Annotated in this window: 17 protein-coding genes; 12 read left to right on the top strand and 5 right to left on the bottom strand. The window is 64.4% G+C overall.

Annotated features, from left to right (window positions below; all coding sequences use genetic code 11):
- Nucleotides 1-27 precede the first annotated feature (27 nt).
- The 3 genes from FHS48_RS04290 (at nt 28) to FHS48_RS04280 (ending at nt 3,379) form a co-directional block, all read left to right on the top strand.
- Nucleotides 28-1,026 carry a YbgA family protein gene (locus FHS48_RS04290; protein WP_260402332.1) on the top strand — a complete coding sequence of 333 codons (999 nt, stop codon included), beginning with the start codon at nt 28-30 and terminating at the stop codon, nt 1,024-1,026.
- The gene (locus FHS48_RS04285; RefSeq protein ID WP_184261757.1) at nt 1,016-2,134 is read left to right on the top strand and encodes an alginate lyase family protein; all 1,119 of its coding nucleotides are present in this window, start codon (nt 1,016-1,018) and stop codon (nt 2,132-2,134) included. The genes FHS48_RS04290 and FHS48_RS04285 overlap by 11 nt, the downstream gene beginning before the upstream one ends.
- 87 nt (nt 2,135-2,221) lie before the next feature.
- Nucleotides 2,222-3,379: a cytochrome-c peroxidase gene (locus FHS48_RS04280; RefSeq protein ID WP_184261755.1), complete on the top strand. Its 1,158-nt coding sequence runs from the start codon at nt 2,222-2,224 to the stop codon at nt 3,377-3,379.
- 65 nt (nt 3,380-3,444) lie between these two features.
- Here FHS48_RS04280 and epmA read toward each other — a convergent pair whose 3' ends face one another.
- Nucleotides 3,445-4,488 (bottom strand): EF-P lysine aminoacylase EpmA, encoded by a 1,044-nt coding sequence (gene epmA / locus FHS48_RS04275; RefSeq protein ID WP_260402331.1) that lies wholly within the window; start codon nt 4,486-4,488, stop codon nt 3,445-3,447.
- Between the two features lie 103 nt (nt 4,489-4,591).
- Here epmA and efp point away from each other — a divergent pair, with 103 nt between their 5' ends.
- The 7 genes from efp (at nt 4,592) to FHS48_RS04240 (ending at nt 12,425) form a co-directional block, all read left to right on the top strand.
- Entirely contained in the window at nt 4,592-5,158 is a 567-nt protein-coding gene (gene efp / locus FHS48_RS04270) for an elongation factor P (protein ID WP_184261751.1), read from the top strand.
- Between the two features lie 169 nt (nt 5,159-5,327).
- Nucleotides 5,328-6,179, top strand: coding sequence for an inositol monophosphatase family protein (locus FHS48_RS04265; RefSeq protein ID WP_184261749.1), 852 nt, complete (start codon nt 5,328-5,330; stop codon nt 6,177-6,179).
- Between the two features lie 235 nt (nt 6,180-6,414).
- Entirely contained in the window at nt 6,415-7,341 is a 927-nt protein-coding gene (locus FHS48_RS20385) for an OmpA family protein (RefSeq protein WP_184261747.1), read from the top strand.
- Between the two features lie 63 nt (nt 7,342-7,404).
- Nucleotides 7,405-8,574: a flagellar motor protein MotA gene (locus FHS48_RS04255; protein WP_184261745.1), complete on the top strand. Its 1,170-nt coding sequence runs from the start codon at nt 7,405-7,407 to the stop codon at nt 8,572-8,574.
- 35 nt (nt 8,575-8,609) lie between these two features.
- Nucleotides 8,610-9,692 (top strand): peptidoglycan -binding protein, encoded by a 1,083-nt coding sequence (locus tag FHS48_RS04250; protein WP_184261743.1) that lies wholly within the window; start codon nt 8,610-8,612, stop codon nt 9,690-9,692.
- Between the two features lie 109 nt (nt 9,693-9,801).
- On the top strand, nt 9,802-10,020 hold the full coding sequence (rpmE, locus tag FHS48_RS04245) for a 50S ribosomal protein L31 (protein ID WP_184261741.1): 219 nt from the start codon (nt 9,802-9,804) through the stop codon (nt 10,018-10,020).
- Between the two features lie 254 nt (nt 10,021-10,274).
- Nucleotides 10,275-12,425 carry an adenylate/guanylate cyclase domain-containing protein gene (locus FHS48_RS04240; protein WP_184261739.1) on the top strand — a complete coding sequence of 717 codons (2,151 nt, stop codon included), beginning with the start codon at nt 10,275-10,277 and terminating at the stop codon, nt 12,423-12,425.
- Between the two features lie 266 nt (nt 12,426-12,691).
- Here FHS48_RS04240 and FHS48_RS20015 read toward each other — a convergent pair whose 3' ends face one another.
- Nucleotides 12,692-13,156 carry a hypothetical protein gene (locus FHS48_RS20015; protein WP_260402330.1) on the bottom strand — a complete coding sequence of 155 codons (465 nt, stop codon included), beginning with the start codon at nt 13,154-13,156 and terminating at the stop codon, nt 12,692-12,694.
- On the bottom strand, nt 13,114-13,545 hold the full coding sequence (locus FHS48_RS20010) for a hypothetical protein (RefSeq protein WP_260402329.1): 432 nt from the start codon (nt 13,543-13,545) through the stop codon (nt 13,114-13,116). Before FHS48_RS20010 ends, FHS48_RS20015 begins: the two co-directional genes overlap by 43 nt.
- Nucleotides 13,546-13,712: 167 nt before the next feature.
- Here FHS48_RS20010 and FHS48_RS04230 point away from each other — a divergent pair, with 167 nt between their 5' ends.
- Nucleotides 13,713-14,357 carry a YdcF family protein gene (locus FHS48_RS04230; RefSeq protein ID WP_184261737.1) on the top strand — a complete coding sequence of 215 codons (645 nt, stop codon included), beginning with the start codon at nt 13,713-13,715 and terminating at the stop codon, nt 14,355-14,357.
- Nucleotides 14,357-15,562, top strand: coding sequence for a CaiB/BaiF CoA transferase family protein (locus FHS48_RS04225; protein WP_184261735.1), 1,206 nt, complete (start codon nt 14,357-14,359; stop codon nt 15,560-15,562). Before FHS48_RS04230 ends, FHS48_RS04225 begins: the two co-directional genes overlap by 1 nt.
- Nucleotides 15,563-15,582: 20 nt before the next feature.
- Here FHS48_RS04225 and FHS48_RS04220 read toward each other — a convergent pair whose 3' ends face one another.
- Both FHS48_RS04220 and dgcA read right to left on the bottom strand, forming a co-directional pair.
- The gene (locus FHS48_RS04220) at nt 15,583-16,764 is read right to left on the bottom strand and encodes a GGDEF domain-containing protein (RefSeq protein WP_311769078.1); all 1,182 of its coding nucleotides are present in this window, start codon (nt 16,762-16,764) and stop codon (nt 15,583-15,585) included.
- 250 nt (nt 16,765-17,014) lie between these two features.
- Complete coding sequence (dgcA, locus tag FHS48_RS04215) at nt 17,015-18,073, bottom strand: N-acetyl-D-Glu racemase DgcA (protein WP_184261733.1); 1,059 nt, start codon at nt 18,071-18,073, stop codon at nt 17,015-17,017.
- Between the last annotated feature and the right edge of the window lie 81 nt (nt 18,074-18,154).

Here is an 18,154-nt window from a genome sequence, read left to right as displayed (position 1 = left end):
TCTATATTCCCCTGTGCGGATATAAAGATGACTGCAAATGATCCCGCCATGGCCGCCCTGCCCCCTGAAGCCCCCCACCCGCTGGCCGTCGGAGTGTCTTCCTGCCTGCTCGGGCAGAACGTCCGCTGGGACCGGGGCCACAAGCGGGACAGCTTCCTCTGTGACCGCCTCGGCCCGCATGTCCGCTACGTTCCGGTCTGCCCGGAGATGGGGATCGGCCTGGGAACGCCCCGGGAAACCATCCATCTGGAACGGCACGATGGCGCCATCCGCCTGCTGGGCACCCGCACCGCCACCGACCACACCGGGGCGATGACCGCCTTTGCCGACAGCACCGCCCACCTGCTTGCCGGGGAAGATCTCTGTGGCTACGTCTTCAAGAAAGACAGCCCCAGCTGTGGCCTGTTCCGGGTGCGGATTTACGACCCCCGCCCCGGCCACCCGCCGGAACGGACCGGATCCGGGCTGTTTGCCGCCGGAATCCGTGCCGCGTTCCCGGACCTGCCGATGGAAGAGGATGGCCGCCTGAATGATCCCCGGCTGCGGGAAAACTTCGTGGAACGGCTGTTCGCCTATCGCCGGGTGACGGACCTGTTCCGCGCTGACTGGCGGACCGGCGATCTGGTCGCCTTCCACAGCCGGGAAAAACTGGCGCTGATGGCCCACAGCCCGGAGGCCTACCGCGCCCTCGGCCAGCTGGTCGCCACCGCCAAGGGGCAGGACCGCACCGCCCTTGCCGCCAGCTACCGCAGCCAGTACATGGCCGCCCTGACCAAGCTGGCGACACCGGGCCGGATGACCAATGTGCTGAACCACATGGCCGGATATTTCCGGCGCGACCTCGACAGCGCGGACCGGCAGGAGCTGGCCGACACCATCACCGAATACCGGAACGGACTGGTGCCGTTGCTGGTGCCGCTGACCCTGATCCGGCATTACGTCCGCAAGTTCAATGTCAGTTATCTGGCGGACCAGACCTTTCTGTCCCCGCACCCGCGGGAACTGATGCTGCGGAATGCCCTGTAACCTCTCTGCTCCGGGCCTGACCCGGCGCAGGCTCCTGCTGGGGCTTGCCGCCGCCACGGCTCTGGCCGGGTGCCGCCCGGAATCCCCTGCCGCTCCCGGCGACCTGCCTTTTTCCCTGTTGTCCCCTGACGCAACGCGGGCTCTGCGTGGCCTGTCCACAGCAGACGCCCGCTCCGTGCTGACGCAGGCCGACCGGCTGGCCCAAATCCCTCCGGCCCCTTCCCGGCTCGTCCATACCGAACATGGCTATGCCGGACAACCGGCCTATGACGCAGGCGTTCAGGCGAAAACGCAGTGGTCCGCCGCCCTGACGCTGGGGCTGGCGGCCGCCATCGGCGGCAACGGTCATCACCTTCAGGCGACGGTGGCCCTGCTGGAAAGCTGGGCCGAGGTGTATCAGCCCAGCTTCAACCCGATTGATGAGGAAGGTCTGGATGACCTGATGCTGGCGGCGGACCTGATCCGCCCACTTCATCCGCTGCCGCAGTTCTCAGAGTTTCTGGCACGGATTGCCGATGGTTACCGACAGGCCCAGCAGGACAGCACCCAGCGCCCCCTCCGCGACAGCGACCGCAACAACTGGAACGCCCATCGCCTGAAGCTGGCAACGCTGGCCGCTTATGGCACCGGCAGCCGGGAGCGGATCGCCGCCCTGCCCGCATTACGGGACCGGCATCTGGCCCGGGCGATTGCGGCGGATGGCGAAGTGATCGACTTCCGGCAGCGCGACGCCCTGCATTATGTCGTCTATGCCCTGCATCCCCTGTGCATGGCCTGCCTGTCATCCCGGGCCCATGGAGACATCTGGCTCAACCGGACCCAACCCAGCAGTGGCAGCCTGCGGATGGCCCTGCACTGGCTTCTGCCCTATGTTCGCGGGGAGCGGACGCATGAAGAATTTGCCGCCACCACCGTGCCGTTTGACCGGGAACGGGCCGCCGCCGGGGTCAAAGGGTTCCAAGGGCAATGGGACCGCCGGGGGGCGATTCCCCTGATGGCGCTGGCCGCCCGTCTGGCTCCGGATGAGTTCAGCGCCGATGCCGAGGCCCTGCAACAGCAGACGGCAACCCGCCCTCCGGCATGGCTGCGCCTGACACGGGCAGGCTGACTGCGCGACTGCGTCGCATTTCCATAATTATTGAAGGACTATCCGAGACCGGGTAAGGTAGGCCCACCCTGTCCGGGAGATCTGACCATGCGCGCCCTGCCCTGTTTCTCTGCCGCCGCCCTGACCGCCCTGTTCGCGCTGTCCCCCATCGCCCGGGCAGCGGATTACGCGACACCGGAGGCGCTCGGCGAGGCCCTGTTCTTTGATACCGCCCTGTCGAAGAACCGCACTCAGGCCTGCGCCACCTGCCACGACCCCGCCGCCGCGTTCACCGACCCGCGCCCCACCGCCGCCGTCGGAAAGTTATCACTGGGGGATGATGGAAAATCCTTTGGCAACCGCAACACCCCGACCGCCGCCTACGCCCGGTTCAGCCCGCCGTTCAGCCGGTCCGCCGGGGGAGTTTATTCCGGCGGTCAGTTCCACGATGGCCGGGCCGCCACGCTGGAAGATCAGGCAGGCGGGCCGCCGTTGAACCCCAAAGAAATGGGGATGCCGGACAAAGCCGCCGTCCGCGACCGGTTACGGGAAAACCCGGCCTATGTGGCGGCCTTCCCGGCCCTGTACGGCCCCGGCACGCTGGACACCGCCGACGGGGCCTATGCCGCCATGACCCGGGCGCTGGCGGCCTATGAGCGGACGCAGGAGTTTTCCGCCTTTGATTCCCGCTATGACCGGGCCCTGCGCGGAGAACTGACCCTGACCCCGCAGGAGGAACTGGGCCGCACCCTGTTCTTCTCCAATCAGTTCACCAACTGCCGCCAGTGCCACCAGCTGCAACCGCAGGGGGGTATGGCGGAGGAAACCTTCAGCAATTACCAGTACCACAACATCGGCGTGCCTGCCGATCCGCAGGCCCGGACCCTGTTCGGCTATAAGAAGAAAGAGGCCGACCGCGGACTGGCCGACCATCCGCAGCTTGCCGACGCGGCGGCGCAGACCGGCAAAGTCAAGGTGCCGACCCTGCGCAATGTCGCCGTCACCGCCCCCTATATGCACAACGGGGCCTTCCGGGATCTGCGGACGGTGATTCTGTTCTACAACACCTTCAACACCCGCAACCCGCAGCGGAAGATCAACCCGGAAACCGGAAAACCGTTCGGCCCGCCGGAATTCCCCGCCACCGTTTCCCGCAAAGAACTGGAATCCGGCCCGGCACTGGATGACAAACGGGTGGATGCACTGGTGGCGTTCCTGCGCGCCCTCACTGACCGGCGCTATGAGCCCCTGCTTCCGCCCGGCTGACATCGGCCTTGCCCGATCACGCGACCGGGACCAGACCGGCATCAGGAAAGCCACCTCCGCAGCGGTCAGTCCACTTCCGCCCACAGCACATCTTCAATGCGGGTGGCACCGGTCACCGCCATCACCAGCCGGTCAACCCCCAGCGCAATCCCGGCACAGTCCGGCAACTGGCCCACAGCCTCGATGAAACTGTCGTCAATCGGATAGCGGAGACCGTAGAGGCGCTCCTTCAGATCCATGTCGTGTTCAAAGCGCCGCCGCTGCTCCACCGGATCAGTCAGTTCGCCGAAGGCATTGGCCAGTTCAACCCCACGCAGATAGATCTCGAAGCGTTCGCAGACCCGCACATCCTCCGCTGACCGCCGCGACAGCGCCGCCATCGAGGCGGGCCAGTCGTGCAGGATCACCGGGCGTTCCTCGCCCAGACGCGGCTCAATCTTTTCCAGAAAGATATGGAAGAAGGCATCATCCCAGCTGTCGTTCCCGCCGGTATAGATGCCAATCCGGGCCGCCTCTGCCTTCAGGCGGGTCGGATCCGGGGCCGGAGAATACGGGTCATCAACGGTGCCCAGCACATCAATCCCGGCATAGCGCAGAAAGGCATCCTGCACGGTCAGGCGCTCACACGGGCCGGAGAGGCCGACGGCGGCAAACAGGCCGTCGCAGTCATCCATCAGGTCGCGGTAGGTTGCGCCCGGCCGGTACCATTCCAGCATGGTGAACTCCGGGTGATGCCGCTCCGAGCGTTCGCCGTTGCGGAACACCCGCGCCATCTGAAACATCGGGCCGAGTCCCCCTGCCAGAAGTTTCTTCATGGCGAATTCAGGACTGGTGTGCAGGAAAACGGTGCGGTCGCGGCTGGCGAACGGCTCTTCCAGCGTGGTGGAAAAAGCCCGCAGATGCGGTTCCAGCCCCGGCGACAGCTGCAACACCGGCGTCTCCACCTCCAGCAGGCCCTGCCGGGTGAAAAAGGCGCGGATTTCCGCGACAATGCGCTGCCGCTCCAGCAGGAACGGACGTTTACGGATCAATTCATCCCGGCTCCACCAGCGGCGGGTGGAGGGCAGGGACGCGGCGGCAGACGGGGCGGTATCGCGGGAGTCAGTCATAATACGCCGTTTATACCGGCCCAGACATGCTGTTGCCAAGCTGCCAACGACCTGTTAAGAAGCGCGCCAGAATTCCCCGAACATTTCCAGAAGTAACGACGCCATGAAGATTAACGCCAACCTGATCCGTCCCGGCATGGTCATCGAGCACGAAGGCCGGAGCTGGAGCGTCCTGAAGACCCAGATCGTGCAGCCGGGCAAGGGCGGCGCCTTCATCACCGTTGAAATCCGCGACGTTGATACCGGCAACAAGTCCAACGCCCGCTGGCGCACCGCCGACACCGTGGAAAAGCTGGATGTGCGTCAGATCGACTGCACCTACCTGTTCCAGGACGAGTCGGGCTTCAACTTCATGGACAAGGAAACCTTCGACCAGTTCCCGCTGAACGTTGAACTCGTCGGTGAAAAGGGCGGCTTCCTGCAGGACGGCATGGAAGTGGTGATCGACCTGATCGAAGGCAAGCCGGTTTCGGTGAAGCTGCCGACCACCGTCGTGCTGACCGTGACTGAATGCGAACCGGTGGTGAAGGGGCAGACCGCGTCCTCCTCCTACAAGCCGGGGATGCTGGACAACGGCATGCGCGTCATGATCCCGCCGCACATCGATGCCGGCACCAAGATCGTGGTCAACACCGAAGAGTGCGCCTACGTCGAACGTTTCAAGGGCTGATCGCTCTTACCGCTGTTTTGAAAGGCGAGCATTCCGCATGGCAGGACTGCTCGCCTTCCTGTTTCAGACCCCGGCCTGATGCGGCATACTGGCCGCCATCGTTCTCCGGTGCCCCGGCACCTGCGGGTCTCCATCGTGAATCTCTCTTGTGCAAGGACGTTGTGCGGCTATGGCTCTGCGCTCTCCCACCCTTAATGTTATGGTCATGGCCGCTGAGAAGGCCGCCAAGGGCCTGATCCGTGACTTCGGCGAACTGGAACAGCTTCAGGTTTCCGTGAAGAGCATCGGTGATTTCGTCAGCGCCGCCGACCTGCGCGCTGAAAAGATCCTGCGCCGCGAACTGGAAAAGGCCCGCCCCGGCTTCAGCTTTCTGCTGGAAGAAGGCGGCGTGATCGAAGGCAGCGACACCGAACACCGCTGGATCATTGATCCGCTGGACGGCACCACCAACTTCCTGCACGGCATTCCGCATTTCGCCATTTCCATCGGGCTGGAGCGGGCCGGAGAGATGGTCGCCGGGATTATCTTCAATCCCATCACCAATGATCTGTTCACCGCCGAAAAGGGCGGCGGCGCCTTCTGGAACGACCGCCGCATGCGCGTCTCCGGCCGCCGCAAGATCGACGAATGCGTCGTCGCCACCGGCATTCCGCACAAGGGCCGTGGCGAGCATCCGGCGTTCCTGCGTCAGCTCCAGAAGGTGATGGCCTCCACCGCCGGGGTCCGCCGCATGGGCGCGGCTGCCCTCGACCTGGCCTGGACCGCCGCCGGGCGCTATGACGCCTACTGGGAAACCCACCTGAACGCCTGGGACGTCGCCGCCGGGGTGCTGATGGTGCGCGAAGCCGGCGGGTATGTGTCCACCCTTGACGCCAAAATTGCCGATCCGGTCGCCTCCGGGGCGCTGCTGGCCTCCAACGAGCCGCTGCACTACGGCCTGCTGGCCCTGCTGAAGGACCGCAAGCCCGAAGCCGCGAAGGTTGAGGCGGCAAAAGCCGACACTTCCGGTACCGAAGGCTGATCCCCCGGATCGGCACAGACCCCGAAAACCCGGCCGGATCCATCCTGCCGGGTTTTTCGCGCCATCCCCCCGCCCTCTGCCCCCGGATCAATCCCATGCAGCTTGCTGACCGGGCGGGGAATGGTATAGTGTCGGCGGTTGTATGTCTGCCTCACCGGTGGACGCGGCACGTTTCCGCCGTCGCACAACCTTTTGATTCTTTCTGTGGTTTCTGGGCAGTAGGGGAGACCGCCTCGTGCGTCACGTATCCCGGTTGATGAGCAGCGGCAGCAGTGTGCTGGTTCTGGCCTTGGCTCTTTCGGTTGCCTCTCCGCACCGGGCGGAGGCACGCGGGGCCTATAACAGCGCTGACACGTCCGGGGTGATGGTCGACATGGGCGCGCTGGAAGACCTTGGCGGCGGCAGCAATCTGCCGGACCTGCTGCTCGGTCGTCCGGGGCAACCCGCCGCCAGCCCGTCGGCCACCGGCTCCCGCGGGATGCTGCTTCAGCCTGACCCCAACCGGGGCATCCACAGCCGCATGCTGGTTAACCCCGGCCTGATGCCGCCGAAAGGCCATGGCGTTGTCACCCTGACACCCCCGCCGGGCATGGCCCATCCCCCCGGACTGACGGAACTGCCGGAACTGGTTCCGGTGCCGCCAGCCGCCAGCACGCAAACCGGCAGCACGCCGACGGCCAGCGATCCGGTCACCTCGGCTCCGGCGGCGGTCGCTCCGCCTCCGGCCCCCGCGCCTGTCGCGGAAAGCCCCCCCACCCCGGCTCCGGCCGAACCCGCCCCGCAGCAGACCGCTTCCGCCCCGGCGACGGACCCGGCTCCGGCCGCTGTCAGCCGCCCTGCCGCCCCTGCCGTGTCCGGCAGCGCCCTGACCACCCTGTCGTTCAGCAGCAGCCAGACGGATCTGTCGGCTGATGCCCGCGCCGCCCTCGACGCAAGCCTTGCCAAGCTGGGCAGCAGCGGCTCGGTTCAGGTTCTCGCCTATGCCAGCGGCGACCGCGACAATCCGTCGAAAGCCCGGCGTACCTCGCTCAGCCGGGCGCTGGCGGTCCGGACCTATCTGATTGACAAGGGCATTGCCTCCAACCGGATTGATGTGCGGGCGCTGGGTGACCAGTCGCAGGGCGGCAGTGCCGACCGGGTCGATCTTTTCGCCGGATCGTAACCGACACAGCCCTGCTGAATCTGTACGCTGCCGTTGAGTAACGCCGCTGAGAGGTCTGAAGTGATGCGTATGACCCGTCCCACCCGCTTCCTGCTCCGCATGGGCCTGTTTCTGGCTGCGGTTGTCGGTGTCGCCGGGCTGCTGTCAAACGGTGTCATCCCCTATTTCATGTCCAATCCGGCCCTCAACGGCCTGATCATCGGGGTTCTGGTGGTCGGTATCCTGCTGAATGTCCGGCAGGTCCTGCTGCTGTCACCGGAAGTGGCGTGGGCTGAAAGTTTCCGTAAAGACCAGACGATGACCTCGGCCACCGCCGGACGCCTGCGCCTGCTGTCGCCAATGGCAACCATGCTGGAAGAGCATAAGGGGCGCGGCGGACGGTTTACCCTGTCGGCCCCGGCGATGCGGACCCTGCTGGATGGGATCGCCGCCCGCCTCGACGAAGCCCGTGATCTGTCCCGCTATTTTGTCGGCCTGTGCATCTTTCTCGGGCTGGTCGGCACCTTCTGGGGCCTGCTGGAAACCGTCGGCACCATCTCGCAGGTGATCGGGTCGCTGGAAGTGTCGGCGCAGGGCGATACCGCCGCGATGTTCGAACTGCTGAAGCAGGGACTGGAAAAGCCGCTGCACGGCATGGGAACGTCGTTCTCCGCCTCGCTGTTCGGCCTGTGCGGATCGCTGATCCTCGGCTTCCTTGACCTTCAGCTCGGGCAGGCCCAGAACGCATTTTACAACGATCTGGAAGAATGGCTGTCCGGTATTACCCGGCTGACCTCCGGCGGATCGGTCGGTGATGGGGAACAGTCGGTTCCGGCCTACATTCAGGCCCTGCTGGAACAGACCGCCGAAAGTATCGACGAGTTGCAGCGGGTGCTGACCCGCGGCGAAGAGTCCCGCAGCACCGCTGTCACCTATCAGCGCGATCTGGTTGACCGCCTGTCCACCCTGACCGATCAGATGCGGGCGGAACAGCAGGTGCTGCTGCGGATGGCCGAAAGCCAGATGGAGCTGAAGGGCCTGATCGCCCGCCTGACCGAAACCCTCAGCCGCCCGCTGTCCGGCGGCGGCATTGATGACACCAGCCGGTCCCACCTGCGCAACATGGATGTCGCCCTGACCCGTCTGGTCGACGAGGCCAGCCGGGGCCGGGATGATGCGGTGAAAGAAATCCGCAGCGAAATCAAACTTCTGGCCCGCACCATCGCCGCACTGGCCGAAGACGGCCGGGCCTGATCCGGACCGGACCCGAAACAGGAGGGCTGTGCGCCATGGCGCTGCGCCGCAACCGTCAGACCGTTGATATCTGGCCGGGCTTTGTCGATGCCCTCGGCAACCTGATCATCATCCTGATGTTCGTGCTGCTGGTGTTTGTCATGGCGCAGTTCTTCATGGGCCGGGCTCTGTCGGGGCAGGAAGCGGAACTGGGTCGCCTGACCGCGCAGATGTCGGAAATGGCCAACCTGCTGAAGATGGAACGGCAGTCCAACGCCGGACTGACCGCTGAAACCGAGCGCCTGAGCGGCGAACTGACCGTTCTGACCAGCAAAGCCAAGGCGCTGGAGGACCTGAGTGCCCAGAAAACCGCCGAAGCCGCCAAACTGGCAGCGGATATCGAAGCCCTTCAGGCCCTGAAAGCCACCCTCGAGAAGACCATCTCCGACAAAGACCGGTCCCTTGATGACGGAAAAGGCAAACTACAGGAACAGGAGCGCATTTCCGATCAGGCCCGGGCTCAGGCCGCCATGCTGCGCCAGCAGCTGGACGCCCTGCAACAGGAAATGGCCCGCCTTGCCGACTCCCTCGATGCGGCGGAACGGGCGAACAAGACCCAGGAAGTGCAGATTTCCGATCTTGGCAAGCAGCTCAACCGGGCCCTTGCCACCAAGGTGCAGGAATTGCAGAAGTACCGGTCGGAGTTTTTCGGCCGCCTGCGCTCCGTTCTGGGTGACCGTAAGGACGTGCGGATTGAAGGCGACCGCTTTGTGTTCCAGTCCGAGGTCCTGTTCCCCTCCGGTTCGGCTGACCTTCAGCCCGCCGGGCAGCAGCAGCTCGGGCGGCTGGCCCGCACCCTGCTGGATATCGCCAAAACCATCCCGGCGGATGTGAACTGGATCCTGCGGGTTGATGGCCATACCGACAGCCGCCCGATCGCGACTCCGCAGTTCCGTTCCAACTGGGACCTGTCATCGGCCCGGGCCATCTCGGTGGTGAACTATCTGATCTCGCAGGGAATCGATCCGTCGCGTCTGGCCGCCGCCGGCTTTGGCGAATTCCAGCCGCTGGAAATGGGATCGTCACCCGACGTTCTGGCCCGAAACCGCCGGATTGAACTGAAACTTGACCAGCGCTGAGCGGAATCCTGTGGACAGCGGCGCTTTTTGCCGCTTCTGTCTGCCTTTCCCCTTGCATGGTCACAATCTGCCGCGTATATAGGCGGCTCGTTTTTTGGAGAGCTGGGTTATGAAAAAGGATATCCATCCCGAATACCACGAAATCACCGTCATCATGACGGATGGTTCCGAGTTTAAGACCCGCTCGACCATGAAGGCGGACACTCTCCGGCTGGATATCGACCCGAAGTCTCATCCGGCCTGGACTGGCGTTCACCGTCTGGTCGACACCGCTGGTCAGCTGGCTAAGTTTAACAACAAGTTTGCCAAGTTCGGCCTCAAGGTCTAATCGACCCGATCCGATCTCGGTTTTCCCAGACGCCCGGCTTACGCCGGGCGTTCTGCTTTACGGCTCCCGGAAGTCGGGATCCAGCCAGCCCCTTCTTCGCAGACCAAGGGCAGCCGGATACCGCAATCTCACGAAAGATTGTCACTTCATCACAGGTCAGCCCTGATAAAATGGGTTAAGATCTGGACTCGGCTTGCCATCACACCCTATCTGCCTCTTTCCCCTGTCCCAACAGAAGTGATCCGCCCTCCGCCATGCCGACAACCGTCAACTTCGAGGTCTACGCACAAACCGAGCAGGGCTGGGTTCTGCAGGGCCGTTTCCCCAGCGACGACCGCGCCGGGGCAATCGAAGAGGCAAAAAATATCGAGTATTACGCCAAGGCACCGGTCAAGGTGGTGCGGGACACCTATTACTCTGAGAACAATTTCTCGGAAGAGCGGGTCGTGTACACCGGCAAGATCAAACCCCGGCCGGAAATGCCGGGACAGAGCGGCAAGCGCGGTCAGCGCAAAGGCGCCGCCGGGAGCCGGGGCGGCAGTGCCGGCGGCTTTGGCGACAGCGACCTCAGCCCCTTCTCCGAAAGCGATATCCTCAATAGCCATGGCCAGACCGACAAGGCCGGGGCCGGGGACTTTGTGTTCCGCCTGCTGATGGTCCTGATCCTGTCGCTGATCATCGCCATCTGCGGCACCGGGGTGTGTTCCCTGATCCTGACCCAGCTGGCCCGCACCGGACTGCCGTTGAGTGGCTCGACGCAATCCGCCCTGCTGTTCGGGGTCTTCGTCACCCTGTTCCTGATCAGCGTCGTCCCGATGGTCTCCAATTACGTTCCCCTGCAAGGGTTTCGCCGCCGGACCGCCGGGCATCACCATGATGTTGCCCCGGCCGGAGCGCAGGATTATCACCCGGATGATTTTGCCCCCAAGACTGCGCAGGCTCCCGAGGCCGCTACCGACCCCAAACCGGCGGAAGAGCGGAAGGACCCGCTGGATGCCATCCTCCCCGATGAGGCCCCGTGGCCCGGCTCCACGGTGCAGGAAGAACACGACCCCGACAAAGAGCGGGCCCGGCAGGTGGCAGAAGCCCTTAAGGAGCAGAAGCGCCTGAAGGAAGAGGCCGAAAAGCGCAAGGCCGACCGGCAGGCCGCACAGGAAGCCGCCCTTGCCGCTTCGGCAGACGCAGCCGCTGCCGCCTTTGAAGCGGCGGAAGCACCGGAACCCTTTACCGCCGAACAGAGCCTGTCGCAGGCTTATGAGCAGGCCCGGGTCACCATCATGCGCTTCCTCGGGGAAGTGATTGCCGCCCTGAAGACAACCCAGCCGGTTCTGGATGCATACAATAAGTTTGGGGTGAACCTGTATCTCGCCGGGGCCTGTGCCGCCCTTGCCACCACCCGCGCCCTGTCGCAGGACGAACAGGCTGCTCTGGTCCGGGAAGCCGTCGAGGTCGTCGGCAGCAAGCCGGAACAGGCCCGCCACCTGATCCTGCGGCTGGAAACCTACAACACCGAACCCCGCTATCAGGCGATGATCGAGGCCGGGCGTATCGCCATGCAGCATCACCTGACCGGCGACACCGACCCCTTCCATGCCCTTGGCGGGGTCATGAAGGACTGGAATACCCCGCAGACCCGCCAGCTCGCCAACAGCATGGTGACGATCCTGTTCACCGACATGATCGGTTCCACCGACATGACGCACGCCATGGGCGACGCTGCGGCACAGGATGTGATCCGCGCCCATAACACCATTGTCCGGAATGCCCTGTCCCAGAACCGGGGCAAGGAAGTCAAACACACCGGCGATGGCATCATGGCCAGCTTCGATGAAGCCATTGATGCGGTGCGGGCGTCGATCCAGATCCAGCGCGCGGTCAAAGCCCATAACCAGAAATGGACCAAGCAGCCCCTGCACCTGCGGATCGGCATGAACACCGGTGAGCCGATCATCGAGGAAAATGATTACTTCGGGGCCACCGTACAGGTGGCGGCCCGCGTCTGCGCCGCGGCGGGCATGGACCAGATCTGGATTGGCCCGGCCACCCACGAGCAGGTTTCCCGCGCCTCTGACATCAGCCTGTTCAGCCACGGTGCCCAACGGCTGAAGGGGGTCCGGGATGAGCAGACCCTGCATGAGGTCGTCTGGAACGGCGAGCGGGCTGCGGAACTGGATGCAATCCGCCGCTTCCGGGAGGCTGACCGTGCCGCCGCCGGAGAAGCCGCAGCGGCCCGCAACACCGGCAGCACGCCTTCCGGCACAGCCGCCACCGGGCCATCGGCCGCCCTGAAAGCATCCGAGCGGGCCGTCATGAAGCGCCGCCTGCCCCCGCTTGCCCCGCCGGGCAGCCTCAACGGCACTGCTGGCAAACCGGGCCAACCGTCGTCCCGGACACCCGGAAAGTAAGCACGCCTCAAGCCCCGCTGAAAAAGCCAACCCACACCCTGTGAAAACAGGGTGGTGACGCGTGGCGGTTTCCAGAAAAAGAGAGGGTTGAAGCCGCCCGCGCGAAGGCCACAGAGCCTTTTGGCACAGCGCCCCGACAGCCCCCGCCTGAGGCGGCCTGCTCTCTGCATAAAAACAATGCGCGAAAACAAAAACGGCGGAAGAGTTTTCTTCCGCCGTCGTCGCCATAATGAGGATATCGCCTGCCAGTCCACCGCTGGACCCGATCAGAAAAACTCCGGCCGGTCGGGGCGATAAGAAATCCGGTTGGCCCGCTCATAGGACTGCACGAACTGCATCAGGTCGCGCTTGCGGCCCATCGCTCCGGCAACCTGCGCCGGAGTGATCGCCGAACCGTAGACCTTGTTCTCTTCCACCATCACCCGGATCCGCTCCAGGAAGACCTTCAGGGTCAGGGCTTCGACGATATCAGCACAGAAATTGATGAAACCGGAATACCGCACCGGCTTGCCCGGCTTCGGGGGGTGAAAGGCCGACACCGCGAAGGATCCGGTCTTACCACTGCGGCGTTCCAGAATCGCCGCACGGTGGTACTCCTTAAAGGGGGAGAATACGACTGCCGTCTGACTGTCGTGGTGGACAACAATATCCTCCATCGACCCATGAAAGTTGGTGCAGACAGCGCGAATCACATCCTCGTTGATCTCGCCGCCCATCGCCATCCGTTCCATCTCATCAATCTGCGGAGACGGGTTGGTGGTGAAGACGGTCCCCCTTCGTAATGAACGGACACCCACGATTCCGAAGCAAACTGCTTCTCGTAGCTGGAAACCCGGGGCTTCCACATCTCGGCCCATTCCAGATGGGTGGTGGTTTCATCCGAAAACAGTGTCGGATTGCGGTTGAACTGTTCGATTACCAACGAAGCAACCCGCAGGGTAGACGGAATGTTCTGCCCGCGCACCACAACGGTCTCGTCAATCGGGCCCGATTTCAGGGACAGCGAAATCCGGTTGGAGCGAACCTGAAAGACAATGCTGTCTCCCTCATCCGCCACATCAAAGCGGCGGACGGTGCTTTTTTCGCGATAGAGTGTCAGACCCGTAAGGATGGCGGCCATTTAACGTTTCGACTTCTGCCCTGTATGCTTCTGCGCTCGCGTCCCGCCACCGTCAGGATTTCCCTGCCCCCGGTAGTCCTGACCGCGCCCTGATCTTGAAAGGAAATCCGTGATATGTCCATGTTCTTCATGGGCATCGGACTCTGCAGGCTGAGGCGCACCGTAGCATGGACAGACCACCAATCTCAAACAGGGAATGGCAAAAAGTTGCCCCGATAGCCGTAATTCTTGGCGCCCGTCTGCACCCGGACGGCACGGCATCGGCCGCGCTGCTGCGCCGCGTCAGCTTTGGATGCCATCTGCATCAGCGCGGGAACGTTGGAAAAATCCTGATGACCGGCGGGGTAACCCCCTCCGGGCGGACTGAAGCGGCAGAGATGGCAGCCCAGGCCCGCCGTCTGGGTATCCCCGAAACAGACCTGATCACCGAGTCGCAGGCCCGCACCACCCGGGAGAACGCCCTGTATACCTGCCACCTTCTGCTGCATGATCACCGGCATTGGTCTTACGACCACCCGCAGACCAGCCGGACTGAACAGGGATCCCCCCCGAAGCAGAACGCCTTAAAGCCCATTGTTGTGGTGACGGATCTCTATCATCTTCCCCGGGCCTGGCTGGCGTTCCGGATCATCGGACGCCACAGCGGGTTCAAGTTCAGGTTTCTTCCCTGTCCTCCGCCCCCCGACAGCCTGCGCCGCCCCGGATACTGGCGGTCCGCCCTGCGGGAAATCCCGGCCTTTGCCGCCGATCTGGTCCGCTGCTGGCTGGTCCGCCCGCCGCGTCCCTCCCCCACACCACCGGAGACCCGCTGATGACCTCCTCTTCTGCCCGCCGCCCGCTCGACGGCCTGCGCGTTCTGGATGCCGCAACCTTCATCGCCGGTCCCTACAGCGCCGGACTGCTGGCGGAGTTCGGCGCTGAGGTGATCAAGATCGAACAGCCCGGCGAGGGCGACCCGATGCGGCGGTTCGGCACCCCGACCGCCTGCGGCGACACCCTCGCCTGGCTCTCGGAAGCGCGGAACAAAAAGTCGGTGACCCTTGACCTCCGCGCCCCCGAAGGGGCCGCCCTGTTCCGGGATCTGGCCGCTGTCAGCGATGTGGTGATTGAAAACTTCCGGCCCGGAACGCTGGAGAAATGGGGCCTCGGCTGGCAGGCCCTGCATGCGGTCAATCCCCGGCTGGTGATGCTGCGGGTCTCCGGCTATGGCCAGACCGGCCCGTACCGCGACCGCCCGGGCTTCGCCCGCATTGCCCATGCCGTCGGTGGCCTGTCTTATCTGGCGGGCATGCCGGGCGGCGTTCCGGTTACCCCCGGCTCGACCTCCCTCGGCGATTACATCAGCGGACTATATGGGGTGGTCGGCATCCTGTTGGCCCTGCGGCACCGGGATGCCACGGGGGAAGGGCAATATATCGACGTGGCGCTGTTTGAAAGCGTGTTCCGCATGCTCGACGAACTGGCCCCGGCCTATGACCATGCCGGAACGGTCCGCGACCGGGAGGGCTCCGGGACCCTGAACGCCTGCCCGCACGGGCATTTTGAATGCGGGGACGGGCGCTGGATGGCGATTGCCTGCACCAACGACAAGATGTTCGCCCGCCTGTGTCAGGCCATGCAACGCCCGGACCTTGCCAGCCGGTTCGGCCGGGTCGCAGACCGTCTGCGGGACAGAATGATTGTTGACGGGGAAGTGGCGGCCTGGACCCGCAGCGCCCCACGGGACGCCATTCTGGAAATCTGCCTGCGGCACGAGGTGCCGAGCGGGCCGATCAATTCCATCGCCGATATTTTTACCGATCCGCACTTCGCGGCACGGGAAACCATTGTCCGGATCCCGCAGGAGACTCTCGGCAGCGTCGCCGTGCCTGCCACCCTGCCCCGCCTGTCAGCAACCCCGGGACGGATTGATCACCTTGGCCCGGCGCTGGGGGCTGATACCGATGCCGTGCTGCGCACCGTCCTGAACCTGAGTGAAACACAGCTCGCCGATCTGCGGCAGCGGGGCATTCTTTGATGCCCCACCCTCCGGCCTGATCAGCCGACCTGCTGATCGGCGGCCTCCGGCAGCCGGTCAGCGCAGATCACCCGGTTCTTGCCGTTCTTCTTGGCCATGTACATCCGCCGGTCCGCCACTTCCACCAGATCTTCCCAGTTGGAAATCGCATCGAGAATCCGTTCGGCCACCCCGATGGAAGCCGTCTGCGGCGTTCCGTCCGGCCGGGCCCCGATGCCGGTTTCCCGCAGGCGGTCAATACCGATCAGGGCCCCGGTCAGATCTGTGCCCGGCATGATGATCAGAAATTCTTCGCCGCCCCAGCGCACCACAATGTCGCCCCGGCGCAGAATCCGCTTCATCGCATCGGCGGCCACCCGCAGGGTATGGTCCCCGGCTTCGTGGCCGTATCCGTCATTGACCTTCTTGAAGTCATCAAGGTCGATAAACACCAGTGTCAGGTGATCGCGGGCCCGCTCGGCATTGGTGAACTGAACACTCAGCAATTCCTCGCCCACACGCCGGGTGTATACCCGCGTCAGGCCGTCATGGCTGGACTGCTGCACCAGCGCCATCATGAAGTGCAGCTGGCTGACCCCGGCCAGCGTCGCCACCACCGCCAGCAACCCCAGCAGCCACAGCGCCCCGAGATAGCTGGAAAACGGCAGCAGCTCATACCCGGTGATCACCACCCCGACCATCGAGAGGATCAGCGGCGCGGAGAACAGGGCCCCTTCCAGCGCGGTGATGGGAAACACCGACAGACCGGCAACCATGACAAAGGGCAGAAAGGCATAGCCCGCCGCCAGCGCCAGCTGTAACGGCGTAAAGGTATACCCCATCAGCAACGGATCGGAGATCAGGAAGAACACCACCGGAATCGCCAGCAGCGACGCCAGCGCCTTCAGGGCGCTGTCAATCCGCTCCGACGGGCGGAAACCCAGTGCCACAGCCCCAAAACACAGGCTGGCCCCCAGCCGCAGCGCGGCCAGATACCAGCACAGCGGCTGCGGGAAGGTGACGACATCCACGGCGATCCACAGCGGGGTCAATACCGCAAACACACCGGCCACCCAGCGGACCCGTGACAGGATCAGCTGGGCGCGACGGCGGCGCACCAGCGGCGAATGCACTGACGGCTCGATCAATCCATGGATCATATCGGGCGTCATATCAGGAGCAAACCGCGCCCAGAACTGCGAAACAGCCAAACCCAGACTCATGCCACCCCTCAGTTTGGGTCACCTGCGTGACTGCAAACCCCTTCCGCAAAAGTCGGTGCCATCGGCAATGGCCCCGGTGAAAGGTCCTTACGACCCGCATACAGACCCCGGTCCCGAGGATCGCCCCAAAACGTGGATCCCCTCAGAAGCCGGTGCGAGCCCCCTCGCGAGCGGCCATCATCAGATATTTCAACCCGGAATTAAAGCGTCATCGGCAAGATGCTGGAACTATTATAAAATCTTTCCGTCATCATCCCCACAGCTCCGGCACTGGCGGCGAAACCACCGTTCCCTTGTACTGCAACCCCGGCACCCGGTCCCGGCTGAGCAGCAGCGGCCCGTCCAGATCCACGAAATCAACGCCCTGCGCCACCAGCATCGCCGGAGCCATCCCGAGGGAGGTCCCGACCATACAGCCGACCATAATCCGGAATCCCTGTGCCAGCGCCGCCGCCTTCAGGGCCAGCGCCCCGGTCAGGCCCCCGGTCTTATCCAGTTTGATATTGATGGCCTGATACCGCCCGCGCAGGGTCGGCAGATCTGCCGCCGTATGCAGGGATTCGTCGGCACAGACAGGAACGGTGATCCGCCCGTCCCGCACCAGCTCTTCCAGCCCGGCATCCTGCCCGGCGGGCAACGGCTGCTCCACCAGCACCGCCCCCAGACCGGGCAGCAGCGGCATCAGGTCCGCCAGCTGCTCCAGCGTCCAGCCTTCGTTGGCATCAACGATCAGCCGACACTGCGGCGCGGCGGCATGGACCGCCTTCAGCCGGTCCAGCGGATTATCGGCCCCGACCTTGATCTTCAGCAGCGGCAGGCCGTCCGCAGCAGCCCGCGCCGCTTTGGCCGCCATCACCTCCGGGGTATCAATGCCCAGCGTATAGGCGGTCACCACCGGGCGCGGATCGGCAATCCCGATCCGGTCCATCACCCGCTGCCCGTCCAGCTTGGCCCGGTAATCCCACAGCGCACAGTCCAGTGCATTGCGGGCGGCCCCGGCGGGCATCCGCTCCGACAGGGCTTCCGGAGTCAGGCCGGAAGCCGCCAGCGGCCCCGCCATCGCCTGTAGTTCGGCCATCACCCCGGCGACGCTTTCGCCATAGCGGGCATAAGGCACACACTCGCCCCAGCCGGAAACCGTGCCGTCCGTCACCTCCGCCACCACCACATCCGCCTGCGTCTTCGACCCCCGGGAAATGGTGAACGCCCCGGCAATGGGCCATGCCTCCGTCCGCACGCTCAGACGGAGCCCGCCGTCGGATACCGGGAAACCGGACAGGGAAGGGGCAGACGGATCGGTCGGGGACATGGCTGGCGCACTCCGCTCAGACAGGAGGAAACCGGGGACGGAAGACCGGCAGCCGCGCCGGTTTATTCCAAAGGACGCATG

Origin of the sequence: Novispirillum itersonii (genome assembly GCF_014205675.1) — a bacterium.
Lineage (GTDB): Bacteria > Pseudomonadota > Alphaproteobacteria > Rhodospirillales > Rhodospirillaceae > Novispirillum > Novispirillum itersonii_A.
The sequence above is the reverse complement of the archived record's forward strand: the minus strand, read 5'-3'. Positions and strand labels throughout refer to the sequence as shown.

What these genes read in the sequence shown, in the direction of transcription:
- FHS48_RS04220 (WP_311769078.1), bottom strand. Translation starts at nt 16,764, where the DNA reads ATGAGTCTGGGTTTGGCTGTTTCGCAGTTCTGGGCGCGGTTTGCTCCT.
- rpmE (WP_184261741.1), top strand. Translation starts at nt 9,802, where the DNA reads ATGAAAAAGGATATCCATCCCGAATACCACGAAATCACCGTCATCATG.
- FHS48_RS20015 (WP_260402330.1), bottom strand. Translation starts at nt 13,156, where the DNA reads ATGGAACGGATGGCGATGGGCGGCGAGATCAACGAGGATGTGATTCGC.
- dgcA (WP_184261733.1), bottom strand. Translation starts at nt 18,073, where the DNA reads ATGTCCCCGACCGATCCGTCTGCCCCTTCCCTGTCCGGTTTCCCGGTA.
- epmA (WP_260402331.1), bottom strand. Translation starts at nt 4,488, where the DNA reads ATGACTGACTCCCGCGATACCGCCCCGTCTGCCGCCGCGTCCCTGCCC.
- FHS48_RS20010 (WP_260402329.1), bottom strand. Translation starts at nt 13,545, where the DNA reads ATGGCCGCCATCCTTACGGGTCTGACACTCTATCGCGAAAAAAGCACC.
- FHS48_RS04255 (WP_184261745.1), top strand. Translation starts at nt 7,405, where the DNA reads ATGCGTATGACCCGTCCCACCCGCTTCCTGCTCCGCATGGGCCTGTTT.
- FHS48_RS04285 (WP_184261757.1), top strand. Translation starts at nt 1,016, where the DNA reads ATGCCCTGTAACCTCTCTGCTCCGGGCCTGACCCGGCGCAGGCTCCTG.
- FHS48_RS04265 (WP_184261749.1), top strand. Translation starts at nt 5,328, where the DNA reads ATGGCTCTGCGCTCTCCCACCCTTAATGTTATGGTCATGGCCGCTGAG.
- efp (WP_184261751.1), top strand. Translation starts at nt 4,592, where the DNA reads ATGAAGATTAACGCCAACCTGATCCGTCCCGGCATGGTCATCGAGCAC.
- FHS48_RS04280 (WP_184261755.1), top strand. Translation starts at nt 2,222, where the DNA reads ATGCGCGCCCTGCCCTGTTTCTCTGCCGCCGCCCTGACCGCCCTGTTC.
- FHS48_RS04290 (WP_260402332.1), top strand. Translation starts at nt 28, where the DNA reads ATGACTGCAAATGATCCCGCCATGGCCGCCCTGCCCCCTGAAGCCCCC.
- FHS48_RS04240 (WP_184261739.1), top strand. Translation starts at nt 10,275, where the DNA reads ATGCCGACAACCGTCAACTTCGAGGTCTACGCACAAACCGAGCAGGGC.
- FHS48_RS04230 (WP_184261737.1), top strand. Translation starts at nt 13,713, where the DNA reads ATGGACAGACCACCAATCTCAAACAGGGAATGGCAAAAAGTTGCCCCG.
- FHS48_RS04225 (WP_184261735.1), top strand. Translation starts at nt 14,357, where the DNA reads ATGACCTCCTCTTCTGCCCGCCGCCCGCTCGACGGCCTGCGCGTTCTG.
- FHS48_RS04250 (WP_184261743.1), top strand. Translation starts at nt 8,610, where the DNA reads ATGGCGCTGCGCCGCAACCGTCAGACCGTTGATATCTGGCCGGGCTTT.